Annotated in this window: 15 protein-coding genes, 1 pseudogene and 1 CRISPR repeat array; of the genes and pseudogenes, 2 read left to right on the top strand and 14 right to left on the bottom strand. The window is 36.1% G+C overall.

Translation table 11 applies throughout. The annotated features are described in order from the left end of the window. Nucleotides 1–10: 10 nt before the first annotated feature. The 13 genes and pseudogenes from J3U18_RS05570 to J3U18_RS05510 all read right to left on the bottom strand — a co-directional run bounded on the left by J3U18_RS05570 (nucleotide 11) and on the right by J3U18_RS05510 (nucleotide 12,183). Nucleotides 11–541, bottom strand: a complete 531-nt coding sequence (locus J3U18_RS05570; protein ID WP_267353184.1) for a tail fiber assembly protein — start codon at nucleotides 539–541, stop codon at nucleotides 11–13. 1 nt (nucleotide 542) lies between these two features. Continuing rightward, the gene (locus J3U18_RS05565; RefSeq protein WP_267353183.1) at nucleotides 543–1,784 is read right to left on the bottom strand and encodes a prophage tail fiber N-terminal domain-containing protein; all 1,242 of its coding nucleotides are present in this window, start codon (nucleotides 1,782–1,784) and stop codon (nucleotides 543–545) included. 47 nt (nucleotides 1,785–1,831) lie between these two features. Continuing rightward, nucleotides 1,832–4,057: pseudogene (locus tag J3U18_RS05560) on the bottom strand (phage tail tip protein); the annotation flags it as partial. 999 nt (nucleotides 4,058–5,056) lie between these two features. Further along, nucleotides 5,057–5,635 carry a hypothetical protein gene (locus J3U18_RS05555; protein ID WP_267343123.1) on the bottom strand — a complete coding sequence of 193 codons (579 nt, stop codon included), beginning with the start codon at nucleotides 5,633–5,635 and terminating at the stop codon, nucleotides 5,057–5,059. Next, a complete protein-coding gene (locus tag J3U18_RS05550) occupies nucleotides 5,632–6,345 on the bottom strand; it encodes a C40 family peptidase (protein WP_416380389.1) in 714 nt (237 codons plus the stop codon). Before J3U18_RS05550 ends, J3U18_RS05555 begins: the two co-directional genes overlap by 4 nt. 6 nt (nucleotides 6,346–6,351) lie before the next feature. Beyond that, the gene (locus J3U18_RS05545) at nucleotides 6,352–7,056 is read right to left on the bottom strand and encodes a phage minor tail protein L (protein ID WP_267353181.1); all 705 of its coding nucleotides are present in this window, start codon (nucleotides 7,054–7,056) and stop codon (nucleotides 6,352–6,354) included. Next, complete coding sequence (locus J3U18_RS05540) at nucleotides 7,053–7,382, bottom strand: phage tail protein (RefSeq protein WP_267353180.1); 330 nt, start codon at nucleotides 7,380–7,382, stop codon at nucleotides 7,053–7,055. Before J3U18_RS05540 ends, J3U18_RS05545 begins: the two co-directional genes overlap by 4 nt. Nucleotides 7,383–7,447: 65 nt before the next feature. Next, nucleotides 7,448–8,092, bottom strand: coding sequence for a hypothetical protein (locus tag J3U18_RS05535; RefSeq protein ID WP_267353179.1), 645 nt, complete (start codon nucleotides 8,090–8,092; stop codon nucleotides 7,448–7,450). Continuing rightward, nucleotides 8,089–8,991: a DNA-processing protein DprA gene (locus tag J3U18_RS05530; RefSeq protein WP_267331505.1), complete on the bottom strand. Its 903-nt coding sequence runs from the start codon at nucleotides 8,989–8,991 to the stop codon at nucleotides 8,089–8,091. Before J3U18_RS05530 ends, J3U18_RS05535 begins: the two co-directional genes overlap by 4 nt. A 219-nt stretch (nucleotides 8,992–9,210) precedes the next feature. Then, entirely contained in the window at nucleotides 9,211–9,645 is a 435-nt protein-coding gene (locus J3U18_RS05525) for a hypothetical protein (RefSeq protein WP_267353178.1), read from the bottom strand. A gap of 185 nt (nucleotides 9,646–9,830) precedes the next feature. Then, nucleotides 9,831–10,818: direct repeats of the CRISPR family, unit length 28 nt; unit sequence TTTCTAAACCACCTATTCGGCGGTGAGC. Nucleotides 10,819–10,945: 127 nt separating this feature from the next. After that, the gene (locus J3U18_RS05520; RefSeq protein WP_267353177.1) at nucleotides 10,946–11,134 is read right to left on the bottom strand and encodes a hypothetical protein; all 189 of its coding nucleotides are present in this window, start codon (nucleotides 11,132–11,134) and stop codon (nucleotides 10,946–10,948) included. A gap of 46 nt (nucleotides 11,135–11,180) precedes the next feature. Beyond that, nucleotides 11,181–12,035 (bottom strand): phage antirepressor KilAC domain-containing protein, encoded by an 855-nt coding sequence (locus J3U18_RS05515; protein ID WP_267353176.1) that lies wholly within the window; start codon nucleotides 12,033–12,035, stop codon nucleotides 11,181–11,183. Then, entirely contained in the window at nucleotides 12,022–12,183 is a 162-nt protein-coding gene (locus tag J3U18_RS05510; RefSeq protein WP_267353175.1) for a hypothetical protein, read from the bottom strand. The genes J3U18_RS05515 and J3U18_RS05510 overlap by 14 nt, the downstream gene beginning before the upstream one ends. Nucleotides 12,184–12,319: 136 nt before the next feature. Here J3U18_RS05510 and J3U18_RS05505 point away from each other — a divergent pair, with 136 nt between their 5' ends. Next, on the top strand, nucleotides 12,320–12,664 hold the full coding sequence (locus J3U18_RS05505; protein WP_267353174.1) for an Arc family DNA-binding protein: 345 nt from the start codon (nucleotides 12,320–12,322) through the stop codon (nucleotides 12,662–12,664). Between the two features lie 58 nt (nucleotides 12,665–12,722). Then, nucleotides 12,723–13,682, top strand: a complete 960-nt coding sequence (locus tag J3U18_RS05500) for a hypothetical protein (protein ID WP_267353173.1) — start codon at nucleotides 12,723–12,725, stop codon at nucleotides 13,680–13,682. A 21-nt stretch (nucleotides 13,683–13,703) separates the two neighbouring features. On the opposite strand, the gene J3U18_RS05495 is transcribed toward J3U18_RS05500, so the two are convergent. Next, on the bottom strand, nucleotides 13,704–14,153 hold the full coding sequence (locus J3U18_RS05495) for a hypothetical protein (RefSeq protein WP_267353172.1): 450 nt from the start codon (nucleotides 14,151–14,153) through the stop codon (nucleotides 13,704–13,706). Nucleotides 14,154–14,177: the final 24 nt, after the last annotated feature.

The raw sequence follows: 14,177 nt of genomic DNA, 5'->3' as shown, positions 1-14,177 counted from the left end.
TAGCGCTTAGTTATTCGGGCTTTTCAGGAAATGCAGCATTAACATCTGACGAGTCAACACGAGTTAATAATATGCGATATTTTTTCCATTTTTTAAGCTGCTCCTCTTCGTTTGATTCCTGCATATCTAAATCTATAACATCTTGAATAATAGCTATCTTTTCGTTAGCTTCATTTATTAGTGAATTTTTCTTAAATTGATTGTGTTCAATGGTAGCGTTATTTTCAGCCACTTTATCTTTCACCCATTTTCCCCCGTCCCATTTGCAAAACTCGAACGGCTCCAGTAATGTAAATCCCTGTTTTATTTCCCCTAGATAATCAATTTTAACAGTTTCTTTTGTTTCAATATTATAAGCATTTTTTTCGCGGTTATCTTCAATAAGAATCCATTTCCCTCCCTGTTCGCACGGACAATAACCTTCTTTAAATACAGGGGAAATTCGTAGCGCATTATCAGGTGGTAATGTGTCATCGTTCGCCTCTAATTCATGTGTGTATGGTTTGAGCTCGTCTGTCTCATCAAAATAATAGTTGATCATATTAAACTCCTAAATAAATAGCTGGCGTGAGCCCTATATTGATAGGTCGGTTTTCATTTGCTGTAGGAACAACTCGTGATGCATCAAAATCGAAAAACGCCCACCTCATTCGACGCGGACCTACTTGCAGCCAATCGTCATCGCAGTGATAAACTGACATCGCTCCGTCATGCTCACCTTTTGTTATGTTTTCATGCCCGATTACTGCTCGTCCGGGACCATTTGGTATCGCTCCTTTAATATTACGAATCGCATCATCTTCAGTACTTCCTACCTGTCGAGTAGTTCCATTAACCGCACGCTCAAAAAAACCACGACCATCGGAATAAAATGCAGTCGGTACATTAATGTATCGTTTCCCGTTAATTGTTTTTATCGTAATGCGATGATCGTTTTTATAATTAGCTGACAAGCTGTTTAAAACCTGCCCCTGCGGTGAATCTAGCAAGAAATTATCACCATTTCTAAAATACCAGCCAAACGGCAACTCATCACGACGAAACGGCATTAGACGTTGGTCGCCGATTGTTTTTTTGATGAAGTTTGTAGTATCAACGCTAGAAGCCCAATTTTTAGCGTCATCTGCTGATTTTTTAGCATTTTGTTCAGATGTTTTAGCCGCATTTGCACTATTACTAGATTGTTGAGCTGAGTTACGAGATGCTGTTGCTGATGCGCTGGCACTATCTGCATATGATTTAGCTGAATCTGAATACGATTTAGCTGATGCGCTCGCATTGGTTGCTGTTGCAGATGATGAGCTAGCTGATTGTGCTGAGTTGCTTGCATTAGCGACCAAGTTTTCAACTGAATTTGCTATATTTTTTGCATTGTCAGCGCTAGTTTTTGCATTCGTTTCAGATATTTTGCTATTCCGCTCTGAATTAGCTGATTTTTCAGCAGATTTATTTGCATGATTACGAGAATCAATAACTTGTTGCAGTATTGCAGGTGTTATCTCGCTCTCAGACGGATTAAGTAAAAAATCATTTAATGTGCCATCTTTTGAGTCAGAAAACACTTGGATAGAGCCGAGCCTCTTTGGCGGAAATCCATTTATAATTAGTTTTACTTCATAATCACACGGCAATACGTTCATCATATAACTGCCGTTGTTTGCCACTTGAAATACTTGTGTTTGTGTTAGTACTTTGCTTGTTGTTTTTTTTGCGTATAACTCGATAGTGCAGTTGTTGATAACATTACCTGCACCGTCGGTTAAAACTCCCGAAATTTTTGCCATAATTTTAATTTCTCCAGATAATAAAAAACCGCTTTAGTAGCGGTTTTTTATTTTTTTAATGTCATAAGCGTAATGGTGTCGGGAATGCCCGTTGTATGATGTTTATCGCTCTCGCGCATACTAACACTAAATGTTGCGTGAGCTGGAATTACAATAAAATATGTTTTGCTAGCAACAGGATTATAACGTGTTGTTTCAATTTTTTGTATAAAAACAAACCTACCATTAGTGTTATTGAATATAGATATTTCAACTTCCCCGTAATGCCATATGCGAGAATCATCAGGTCTCTGATACGCTATTAACGTAAAAGGTAAAATAAATAAATCTCTGTCAAATGGCTCAGGTGCTATAGTAACAGAGCCATTTTTTTTACACACGTACATTTTTACAATGTCGCCAACAATTTGCATTGCTGTCAATTTTCCCTGAATCTGACAATTTTCATTAATCACAACATTGTTTAATTGCCCTGAATTTGCATAAATGTTACCTGAGATGTTAGCACGTCTTGCGTTTAGTGTACCGTCCTCTAACAATTCAAAAGCAGGCGGATTGCCGGCACTGACAACTTTACCTGCGATCATTCTGCCCCCAGTAATTTGCGGTGATTTAATTTCAGTACCAGCGATTAATCTATCTCCTCGCATAGTACCGGTAGCAATTAAATCACCATCCAAGAACATCGCTGGCTCAACCCATTGTGCGCCGTTATACATCCTGGCTTCTGAGTGAGCAACTTTACCTGCGCCGTCTAATGAGTAGATAATTAATGTGGTATCACGGGCAGGATAAAACCCAAATTCACGATAAAACATTTGAGTAGCATCATCATTGTTAGTTGGGAATTTACCGTCCTGTGTTTGAATTCTAAATAATCCCCCTGCGCCATTTTCTGCAATTAAAGTTTTAGTGTTAGCGATGAAAATATCAGAACGGCCGACTACATTAACCGCATTCACGCCGTACCAATAATCAGTATCAGGCTGACAATCAACATCAGTAAGCGTCATTGCTCGACCAAGATAATTAGTTTTTGCTTCGACTTCGGCTTTAGTTGTGCCTTTGTAGAACTCGAATTGGGTCCCTAGACTGGACACCGCTGTCATGACTGGACGAATTGCTACATTAAAACTACTTGGCGTGAGTACTAATCCTGACGGTTTAGCTGGAGGTAAAATAGAAAATGCAATCGTGGTTTCATCGCCCAGCCGCCCATCTTCTGCTACTCCTCTGACTGTTGCATTGAACTTGCCTTGTTGCAGGTCTGACAGATAATACTCAGTATCATTTACCGTTTCACGGCTAATTAATTTATCATCACGATAGATTTTTACTTCGAATTTCAGATTTTGAATCGTTCTTGGTGTTGACCATGACAAACGAGCTTGATATAGGTCGGATTCGGGTATAATTTCAGTTTGTAACTGCTCAACGGGCGGAATTGACCAACCAAAAATACTACCGTTTTCTACTTCAAATTTAGCGCCATTATCAACAATTTCTTCTTTCTTGGGCTCGTGTTGTAACGCAGTAATAGAATAAGTCCCGTCATCATTTTCAGCAATCGTTAATGCTTTAAATAATCGAGGTTTGATATTATTGTCATATAAGCCCCAGACAGAATACTCATCGACACTAACACTATTCTCCAAAACAATTTGATTAGGTTGAACCTGAGCTTGGATTTTGACTTTTTGTAGCTGTATATTTGTATCCGTGACACTTATATATGCATTTTTTATATTTTTAATGTCAATATCACGATCTAGCGTAATGGTGCTACCATTTGTTTCTAAAATTCGCCCACCGATTGTGGTACCTGCAAAATCATTATCAGCAATACCAATAATGTCGCCTGGGAAGTGACGAATGCCTTCTCGCCCCACGCTGAATGTGACAGTTTGTGTCTCTAATTTTTCAGTTTGAATTAACCATTTACCAATCCTGTGCGCTTGCCCTCGAGATGTGCAGCCGAACGCATCAATTTGCGCCACATTCAACCCAAAGCGCTTGATTAACTCATCATCAGCAACATATTCAGTTGTTGGTTCCCAATTGTTATTATGGTCAATATAACGCACATGGACAGCAGTATGACGTGATTTTTGCGCTGCTGAGGTGTAATTGAACTGCCCATCTACGATATTGGCATTTGAATAAATAGCAACTGGGTCACTCGGTCTATCCATTATAGCTGTATATTGCGTGCCATCCCAAATAGGCATCGCCCGAAATATTGAACATAAATCATGAATGACGTCATACGCTTGTCGTTGCTCTGTGATGTAGCAATTACAGGTAAATCTTGGCTCTTTACCGCCAAAGCCATCATCCACTAATTGGTCGCAGTATTGAGCAATTGTGTATAGTGCAAATTTATCAACGCCAAATTGACCCAGCCTAGCACCTAACCCATAACGTGAATTAGTCAAGATATCATAAAACACCCACGCAGGATTATCGGTCCAAGCCAGCTTGAACCCTCCCGACCAAAAACCTTCATATTCTCTCGTTTCTGGGTCGTAGTTGTCTGGCACTTTAATTATCATCCCTTTAATAAGATAATTTCGACGCGGTACGCCACTGAACTGCGATGAATCAAACTTCAAGCCAACAACAGCCGTATTCGGATATGAAAATTTAGTATCATAGATTTCAGTGTATGAACTCCATAGCGTATTATTAACTAACAGTGATGATGTACTATCTGGAGTCTTGCGCACAACTCGAATGTTAAACGGCTTGGGTGGTAAATCATCTAATATAACCGAGGTTAAATACTGTGAGCGTGTTTTCTTATCGATTAAATCAACAGTTTTTACCGTTTTCCATGTACTACCCACGCCGATTTGGATTTCCATTGATACTGATGTGCGGTTGATGTTGCCTTTTTTATCGGTTGAGCTTAACGACTGCACACCAACCGTGACACGTACTCTATCAATATTTGGGTCGGTAATAGTACGCACGATTGGGGTTGTTGCTTTCACCTCAAGATTAACGGGTACTTCGTTTTCCGTTGCTGGAAAACCCTCAAGCGGAGCTTGTGACTGAGTACCAGCAGTCCATTCTACTTCAACACCCTTGAAATTATATGAGCCATCTGGGGCTTGAATTGGTGTATCATTTAAAAATATGCTTTGTAGTCCGTTTACTGGACCCTCTATCTGCCCCTCACACAGCAAATCAATAATACTCAGTTGCTGATGCGATTTTAGGTTATCCTGCGCTTCTTTTGGCGTTTTTGCTTTTCCTGAACCTTTACCCATTTATACTGGCTCCTTAATTGCAATATTGTTACCATCTTGTCCTGGTGAGGGAAACGATGGTTTATCTGAATCTACTGTGTCATCAAAAATTTCAAGCCCCTGTGAAAGCACTTTAGAACCGATTTTTATTTTACCGAAACAAGGGGGAACAGGTGCGCCCTGCGCTATCGTATTGTCCAGATTAGAAAAATAGGTGTTTTTATTAGTGCCGCCATCTGCCGATTTGTCTGTTTTGGGTAGCTTGGTTAACATCATGGCTACACCGCCAATCATTAATCCAAGCCCCGCTGCCATTAACGGATACCCCATTGGCGTCCAATAAAAGATTGCCCCAACAACGAACATCACCGCACCAGCTATAAAGCTGAATGCCCCACCTTTTGCGCCCTCTGTTTTAGGTACAATATGAATAACAGCATCTTGTGGTATTCGGCTATGCAGACCAAACTGTAAATTGTCCTCGCTCATATCTACGCCGTTAATTCGTACTCGGAAATAGCCGTCCATGATTTGCTTTTTCAAGCCTTTAATTTGACAATACAAGCCGTTCATCGCTTCCGCTGCTGTTTCTACGCTCATATTGAACTTATCGCCATATTGTTTAAGATTGCCGTAAAAGCGAATGATTGCCATTGTTTATGTCTCCAAACTGAATGTGTGTACTTAAGCCAAAATCCATCATATAAATCTCGTTTAGAAAGACGGTTTGGGCAATGATGTAAGATAAATTGATTGCCGATATAAATGGCTGCATGGTTAGGCACTGACGAGCCGAGGCAAACGAGGATAATATCTCCTGCCTGTGGCTCATCAACTCGTTCAAAAGCGTTTTGAGGTAACAAATCCAGATACATATTTAACCCGTTGCGCCACCAGTTATCCTGTCGCTCGTAGTCCGGTAAATTAATACCTGCCAGCATGTACGCATCACGAACTAACGTTAAACAATCGGTTTGACCGTGATCAAATTCCCGACCAATTAATGGTTTGATATATCTAAATTTATAGATTTCGTTATTACAGACCAACCACCAATCAATTTCGGTTTGTTGTTGGTAAAATTGGTCTGCCTCGCTGAGTATCGGAAAACCGTCAGGGTGAGAGTGAACTACAGCGGTTATCTTTCCTTTCCGTTCAGCCTTTATCCAGTCATCTGGCGAAATTTCAAATGTCTCTGTTGGTGTGGGTGAGGTATTGTTACAAGGAAGATAAATTTTATCATCAATAACAAATCCGCAACACTCATCCTCACCGCAAGAATTTGCATGATTTAGTATTTGTGTTTTCATAATTAATTAAGAGAGTTTAGCTGCAGTTGGAAAACCGCCGAATGGAAGAATACCGTGTTGGCCAAAACGAAGTTTACAGCCATTCAAGCAACGGCTACATTTATCTTTAGTGATGTCGTTAGTCGGCTTATCAAATTCATCGGCTACAGGTCCACCGGTATAACCACATTCCGAGGAGCGATATATCCAGCTACAGGTATTAGCAATTATCACACGAGCAGGAATTAATGCCCCGTCTGACTCACACGGTAACGCTAATTCAAACGTAACTACCATAGCGTTTTGTTGTTTGACTTGTTCGATAACATAATTTGAGATAATTTCGCAAAACGGATCAGCATATTGATTACCATTCTCGAAATTAACAGCATCTAAGTATTTAATTGGTACTTCATGGCGTGTGACAATTGCGCCAAGTAAGCCGTCAAAATCAGCAATTAAGCCCGTAATAAATCCCATTGCATTACTGGCGCTCATTGTTGGTCTGTTACTGGTTCCTTGCCCATTTTTCTGGAACCCCTCAACTTTGATAGGGTATGGCTCATAAATATTACCTTGCCATGTTACAGGTCGCCTAAGCTCATTTAATCCATTATGAAAGCGAAATATTGTTTTATTACCGACAATCTTCGTTAAATCGACTTCGTATAAATCAATAATCGCATCTTGTGCAATTTTGGTTAAATCAATTAGCATTTTTTTGGGGATCATGCTACTACCTCCTCAAATGTTGCTGAAACCGTTTTAGCTGCGCCGTTTACCGTTGATGTCCAAGAACGACAAACAACCTTTATTGTTTTGTGAGTGTTAGGCTCTCTCCATAAAAACGATTTAACTGAGTTGTGTCTAGTTAAAAAATTTTCGATTAAATCAATATTTTCAACTAACCCAACAAATGAAACACTATATGATCGCAAGTCATTATTAATACCGTCACAAAAGCGCTGTTCATAACCGTCACCGAACTTAATCACCCTCACCCTTGGTGAAACTGACGTAGTAGAACTGTTTTGCGGTCTCCAGTGGAATGTTTCCATATTTTCTCCAGACATAAAAAAAGCCCGCAATTGCGAGCTTTAGGTTTCCAATAAATAAATTAGTATTATTCTGTTAAATCTTCAAAATCATCACTTACTGGAGGATAAATACTCCTTGCAATAAATAATCCGTATATTTTTTTCTGAGGATAAGCATCGTGCAGTAATGATTTAATTGCCTTAAAATGTGATCCCATTGTTAATACATCATCGAATACGATTATTTTTTCTCGTAGCTGATCAGAGTTAATATCATCAAGTCGATATCTAGCTTTCAATTCCTGTGATGATGGACGCTTAGATGATTTATGAGATGGTTCGTAACTCTCGTTTTGAATGATGATATCTTTCACATCAAATCGATATTTAGGTTTTAATAACTTGTTGGCTAAATTTAAAATTCTAAGCAATCTATCATCATAAAGAGGATCGTCTTTCTTTTTAGATGGTGGTATGGGAATAATTGAATAAGGAGACCAATCCCCCTCTTCAAAGTAAGAAGCGCATGTTTTTATAGCTTTTGTTTTATAAGTATATTGGCTTTCTTCTTTATGGGATACACACTTTTTTAAATTAACTACTAATTGATTTGTTTCACTAAAATTGTACTTTTTTTGTGCAGTATATTCACACCAGTAAAGACAAATATCATTTTCATCTAGTTCAATATGATTATGTATAGAAGAGCAGTCAATTCGATTTAATTTCAAGCTCTATCCTCCATTAACACAGCTCGAATGTCATCGTAACTTCTTACTCTAATAGCACCTTTTTTCTCATACATAAGAGGCCATTTAATGTCAGCGTTTTCAAAGCATGAATTCAATATAAATAATTTTCGACCTTGCTGTAAAGCAGCTCTAGCCTGCGTTAATGTACCAGATGTGTCTGACGCTTCGATAATTATTGTCGCTTTTGTCAAAGCAGACATTGTTTTATTTCTTTCGGGAAAGAAATAACGATTATATTTGTATGATTGATTGGAATAACGTATAAATGGAACTTGACTTATTAATAAGAAGTTATCTCTGATATATGATTGCAATTCTTTATTTTGTTTTGGGTAATACTCAGTAAGAGGTGTACCGATAACGCCAATTGTCCTACCATTTAATTTTAATGCTGTTGTGTGAGCTTCTGTATCAACACCTTCAGCTAATCCAGAAACAATAGTAAAGCCATCTTCAACAAGATGTTTAACTATTTTTCTAGTGCGTCTTTTGCCCTCTTCTGAAACTTTACGAGACCCAACCACTGCAACGGATGGAGAGAAGACTAAATCCCACAAACCTTGAAAATAAAATAACTCTAACGGATTTTGGTCGTCAGTTAATCTTTCTGGATAATCGAGAGTTCCTCGTAATCTAATACCTAAGTTATTAATTTTGTACTCTCTTAATAATTTCAGTAATTTTTCTTTATACTCTTCGATTTCGGATTCGGGCACTAAATCTGATGGTTTAACATTTTCGGCATCTTTAAACTTATCTGAAATTTTCTTAAATGTCGCACCATCTCTATTCCATAAAGCCTCATATGCGGAAGCCTCATGCAGAGGAGATACCACATTATCAAATATATTTGATAATTTAGAAGAAAATAAGTCCACGTTTAACCCTTTTGATTAATACATAATAAATAATAAATAATAAATAATATTTATTTATAATTTATATCATTCTAACACAAAAAGGAATATAAAAATCAAAATACCTGTACAAATAAACAGTAATTAAAAATCTTATTTTCAATAATCGTCGCCATAATGAAGATAATGGATAATAAAAAACCCTCTTAGAGGGTTTGATTAATTTGCTTTGGTAGTCAATTATTTTATTCTAGTACAATGCATTATGTCTTTAGTTTTCTCATTATCTTCTGACTTATTCTGCGTTATTATAATCTCGGAAATCGACTTAAACTCATCGTCTGATATATATTCTAACTTATTGAATCCAACTGTTTTCATATCACCTATAGAATATTCAAAACTTCCATCCATTTTGTTGACATATTGTTTTATTTTTCTAAAGCTATTAGGCGTTTTTACAAAAAGATCATTATCTACTTTTAGATATGTAACTAATGATGTTTCATGATCAATTGGCGGAGCATAATCTTGGAATAATCCATTTTTCCACTTAGCAACTTGCTGTGCAAAATCACACTCCCAATCCCCAATAAGCATTTCTTCAGTGACTTTTTTCTCACCACAGCCAAATAAAGCTATACTAACTAGACTAATTAATATTAACTTTTTCATACCATTCTCCTTAATTTTTAGGTAATGGTATGTTATTTAATGGGTTGGAGCAATAAAAAACCCGCCAAAGCGGGTTGTTGATTTTTAATTGTTTATATTGTTAAACGTTAATCCCTGCGTATACATTTCTAAACCGCTTATGCAGCGGTAAACGCATATTAAAGCCAAAAATATTATCGATAAATTTTCTAAACCACCTATTCGGCGGTGAGCTTCATTGACCGATTATTTTTTTTAGCTTGTTCTTTCTAAACCACCTATTCGGCGGTGAGCCTTAGGGGAATAACTCCAGCCTTTCTTTGTTATTTCTAAACCACCTATTCGGCGGTGAGCAGCGATACCAATGATATCACCTGGTAAATGACTTTCTAAACCACCTATTCGGCGGTGAGCTGAACATGCACTTTTCTTCTTCTAAAGAGTAGTTTCTAAACCACCTATTCGGCGGTGAGCAGAGGGGCAATAAAAAATTTTAAAATTAGTAATTTCTAAACCACCTATTCGGCGGTGAGCGCGAATCATTTAGGCGTACCTTTTTCTTGGTTTTTCTAAACCACCTATTCGGCGGTGAGCTTTTTTATGAAAACTGAAGTATCAATTGAGGATTTCTAAACCACCTATTCGGCGGTGAGCCGATTGATGAAAACGAATCGATAAATGAAAAATTTCTAAACCACCTATTCGGCGGTGAGCTTTGTCGTGAGAACGTACTCTAGATTCAGCTGTTTCTAAACCACCTATTCGGCGGTGAGCACGCAGATTAACGGCATTGAGTTCCCCGGTGATTTCTAAACCACCTATTCGGCGGTGAGCACTATTAAAACCAAATTCTAATTTTGATAGTTTTTCTAAACCACCTATTCGGCGGTGAGCGTGGAGGAAGAGCAGCAACATACACGCCAGTTTTTCTAAACCACCTATTCGGCGGTGAGCTCATTAATTCTGACTTCACCCTCAAATGATAATTTCTAAACCACCTATTCGGCGGTGAGCCATTAGTAACGGGAGAGTGATATGACGGTTAATTTCTAAACCACCTATTCGGCGGTGAGCTCGATTCTGCGTTTGAAATTTTTTACAAAGCATTTCTAAACCACCTATTCGGCGGTGAGCTTACTTCTCGGTAATATCGGATTCTTCGGAATTTTCTAAACCACCTATTCGGCGGTGAGCTAGATTATATCAAACATAGCCTATTGTTTTAACTAAATTTTAGCTATTTTTGAAAAAATAACCCTTTTTTATTATGTTAAAATTAATTATTAATAATCAATGTTTTAAAAAAGGGTCTGAAAAAGGGTTAAACGAACGACTTAGAATCTTCAACTAGTCGCAAAGCGCAATTAACTAAGTCTTGTAATAACCAGAATATATTTGATTTATCTTCGCTTTCATTAACGTTACTCCCCATGAGATATGCTAATGATTTCGCTTGCTCTAAATTTTTAACTATTATTTCATAGTCGAAATTATCAATAATGTGTTTCATCTCTACATCCTCAAGTAGCCCCTATTTCGGGGCTTATAATAATGGCTTAGTGCATTGTTAATATTTGTGATAGTTTAGCTAGTCCTTTAGGGGTAACTAATACCTGCTCTACTATCTTTTCACTACCATCACTTCTTGAGACCGTTGTTACTTTGTGCTCTAACAAACCTTGCTTGACCTTATCTTGATAACCAAGCCAATGGCTACAACCTGTTCTTTTATAGATCCACCCCATTGCATTTAATTCTTGAAAGAATTTTCTGGGTTGTACCTGTAAATGTTTAGCTGTATCAGTTACACACATACTACCCTCAGCTTTAGTTGCAATGCGATCAAAAGCTTCAACTGTTGGTTTCATTTCTTCGAGCTGAGTTCCTAATGTTTTATTTTCAATTAAAAGCCGTTCATTTTCTTCTTCAGCTTGAATAACCATTATTGCAAGCTCTTTAGTGGTTGGAAGTTTTGAATGAGTTGTTCTATTAGCCTCTTCTAACTCATATAGACGATCAATAACTGCTGTACGACGTTTAATATCATAACCAGTTATCAGTATCTCAGTATATCGTCGAGAAATATGATATTCCCATGCGTTAGGGTTTTTAGAATTATACTGATTACAGCTAACATGTTGATTTGTTAGGTAACTCAAATTTGAGTTACGAACATAATCAGCTTCCTCACCTCCTAATAAAGCTACTAATATAGCCCTAATATCTCGACAAATATTGTCATGTCGTTTATTTGTTAATGATGCAATCTCACGGCTAGACATTGTCAATTGACTTTTATTAACTAAAGATGTATCATTTTTCATTATATTAGTTCCTTTTCTAGTGGGATTAATTATTGAGACCTCAAGTGTTGCAGCACTTGGGGTTTTTGCTTTTTTAGATGTTTGCATTTTTTATTTCCTCTTCTGTTAATGTTTGTTTCAATCTATTAGTGATTTCTAAACTGATATTTCTATCATTATTTTTAGCTGAATTTTTTAATATGGTTTTTATCCAACTAGGTACTCGAGCCGATATTGACACTTTATTTTCTTTCAATGTTTTCTCCTTAATCAAAAGTACATATATAAACAATATGTATACATATTAAATTAATAGGTATTGTTTTGTCAATAGAAAATACATATTATTTTGATATATCCATGTTTATTTTCCCCACTTATTGGAAACTTTTATGAATGAAAAAAAAGCAAGGCCATATAAAAATCCACAAATAAACTTAAGGATTCCAGAGGAACTAAAAAACAGAATACAGCGAGTGGCTAACGTGAATAATCGTTCAATGAATGCTGAAATTGTTAATATGCTTGAAAATTCGGTAAAAAATGCTGAAATTGATCTTGAATTATATAAAAAAATTTTTGGATGGGATGTCATCACTCCATTAACTCCTGAAAATTTTGGCGAAGAAGAAATATATACATTTACAGAAAGTGAATTAGAAAAATACATAGAAATTGAAATAGAAAAATTTAAAATCTCATTCTTAACATCAATACATAAGAGCAAAATCAACTAACATTAAAATTAATGTTAAAATAGTAAAATAATTAAGCTTTCGTTAAATAAGTGAATTTATGAAAAATAATTTAGTTATATCAGCTCAAGGTTTTAGCGACGAAAATACCGCTAATATCATAGCTAATTTCACTGCCACACTAATTAAAGAATTAGTAAAACAAACTCAATTGAATATTTCAAAATTAAAAAGAGTTTTGATATCCTGTGATTTCGAATCAGCATTAGCTGACATTGCTAAAGAGTATGGGCATGAATCATCTTCCTTCACCAATAACAAGCAGTCTGTTGCTATAGCTCAATTACTTTCGAAACTAACTGATAATGGATTGTATTCAGAATTTACTCTAGTTTTAAGTGTGGAATTTTTTTATGATCTCTTTAATAAGGATGGTTCTATATCACTCGATCACACTAGTAATATTATACATATGATGCATCATGAGTTAATTCACATACATGAAAAAAATGAAAGCAGACTAGATGCTGGAAAACTTGTGGATGAATATGACGATGCTATATTAATGACATCAACAAGATCATGGTCTGAGTTTCTCGCCAATTATATGTCAGCCCAAACCTCTACTCCTAAATTAATTAAAATGCAATTGAGCTCCCTTGAAACTGCTTTAATTGATATTCCTAAAGAAATTAAATCCTTAGTTAACAGATATAAAGTAGGACTTTTATCTCTGGATGAAATGTATTTTAATGTAAAAAACAAAGTTAAATTGATTGCTAATTTATATGGTTATGCTTTTGGGTATATGAGCTCAATCAAAATAGAACCTAATCTGTATCCACCATCTCTTTTAGATTTACTTGAAAACACAAAGTTATCATCGCTTCTTAAAAAACTTGCTGAATCCTTTTTAGAACTAAAAGATATATTCTATCAAGGAAAACTTTCCGACTATGAAATGTTCGAAAATGCAAACAAAACAATACATAGTATATATAAATTATTTGGATTGACCCTTGATAGACAACAAGGAACTCTTTATATCCATGTTGATTAACCGAAAAATACACTAACGTAATTATTTTATTCTAGTGCAGATTCTTTCTCTTTTTGTCTTGAATTTATCCATACTATCTTTATCGAATGTACAATCAAAAAATGTTTCTTCTGTCCAACTAAATTTGTTGTTTGCTTTCTTCACCAGATCTCTTTTTATTGAGTAATTGCAATTATCTGTTTTCCCTTCCAAGTTTAAATTACTGTAAACTTTATTTAAATCAAGTTCAAACGCATTCTTATCAGCTATTTTTGACATTAAAACATCATCAACAATTTTATAAGATTGTTTAAATTGCTCACTACTTTTTAAAGAATAATCATCATATTCTTTGAATTTTGAATCGTATTTGCTTTCATATTCTTCATAACTACAATCCCAATCACCAACGAGATACTCTTTAGTGACCTTATCATCACCACAGCCAGTTAAAACAAACCCTATCAATCCAAACAATGCAATCTTTTTCATACCATCTATCCTTTTAAAATTTGA

This window comes from Gilliamella sp. B3482, assembly GCF_026536805.1.
Taxonomy (GTDB): Bacteria; Pseudomonadota; Gammaproteobacteria; order Enterobacterales; family Orbaceae; genus Gilliamella; species Gilliamella apicola_E.
This window is presented reverse-complemented; position numbering and strand designations above follow the sequence as displayed.

Bases quoted from the DNA above. Each gene is read 5' to 3' on its own strand.
- J3U18_RS05555 (WP_267343123.1), bottom strand. From the start codon at position 5,635: ATGAGCGTAGAAACAGCAGCGGAAGCGATGAACGGCTTGTATTGTCAA.
- J3U18_RS05520 (WP_267353177.1), bottom strand. From the start codon at position 11,134: ATGAAACACATTATTGATAATTTCGACTATGAAATAATAGTTAAAAAT.
- J3U18_RS05495 (WP_267353172.1), bottom strand. From the start codon at position 14,153: ATGAAAAAGATTGCATTGTTTGGATTGATAGGGTTTGTTTTAACTGGC.
- J3U18_RS05525 (WP_267353178.1), bottom strand. From the start codon at position 9,645: ATGAAAAAGTTAATATTAATTAGTCTAGTTAGTATAGCTTTATTTGGC.
- J3U18_RS05505 (WP_267353174.1), top strand. From the start codon at position 12,320: ATGAATGAAAAAAAAGCAAGGCCATATAAAAATCCACAAATAAACTTA.
- J3U18_RS05545 (WP_267353181.1), bottom strand. From the start codon at position 7,056: ATGATCCCCAAAAAAATGCTAATTGATTTAACCAAAATTGCACAAGAT.
- J3U18_RS05515 (WP_267353176.1), bottom strand. From the start codon at position 12,035: ATGCAAACATCTAAAAAAGCAAAAACCCCAAGTGCTGCAACACTTGAG.
- J3U18_RS05565 (WP_267353183.1), bottom strand. From the start codon at position 1,784: ATGGCAAAAATTTCGGGAGTTTTAACCGACGGTGCAGGTAATGTTATC.
- J3U18_RS05500 (WP_267353173.1), top strand. From the start codon at position 12,723: ATGAAAAATAATTTAGTTATATCAGCTCAAGGTTTTAGCGACGAAAAT.
- J3U18_RS05540 (WP_267353180.1), bottom strand. From the start codon at position 7,382: ATGGAAACATTCCACTGGAGACCGCAAAACAGTTCTACTACGTCAGTT.
- J3U18_RS05570 (WP_267353184.1), bottom strand. From the start codon at position 541: ATGATCAACTATTATTTTGATGAGACAGACGAGCTCAAACCATACACA.
- J3U18_RS05550 (WP_416380389.1), bottom strand. From the start codon at position 6,345: ATGAAAACACAAATACTAAATCATGCAAATTCTTGCGGTGAGGATGAG.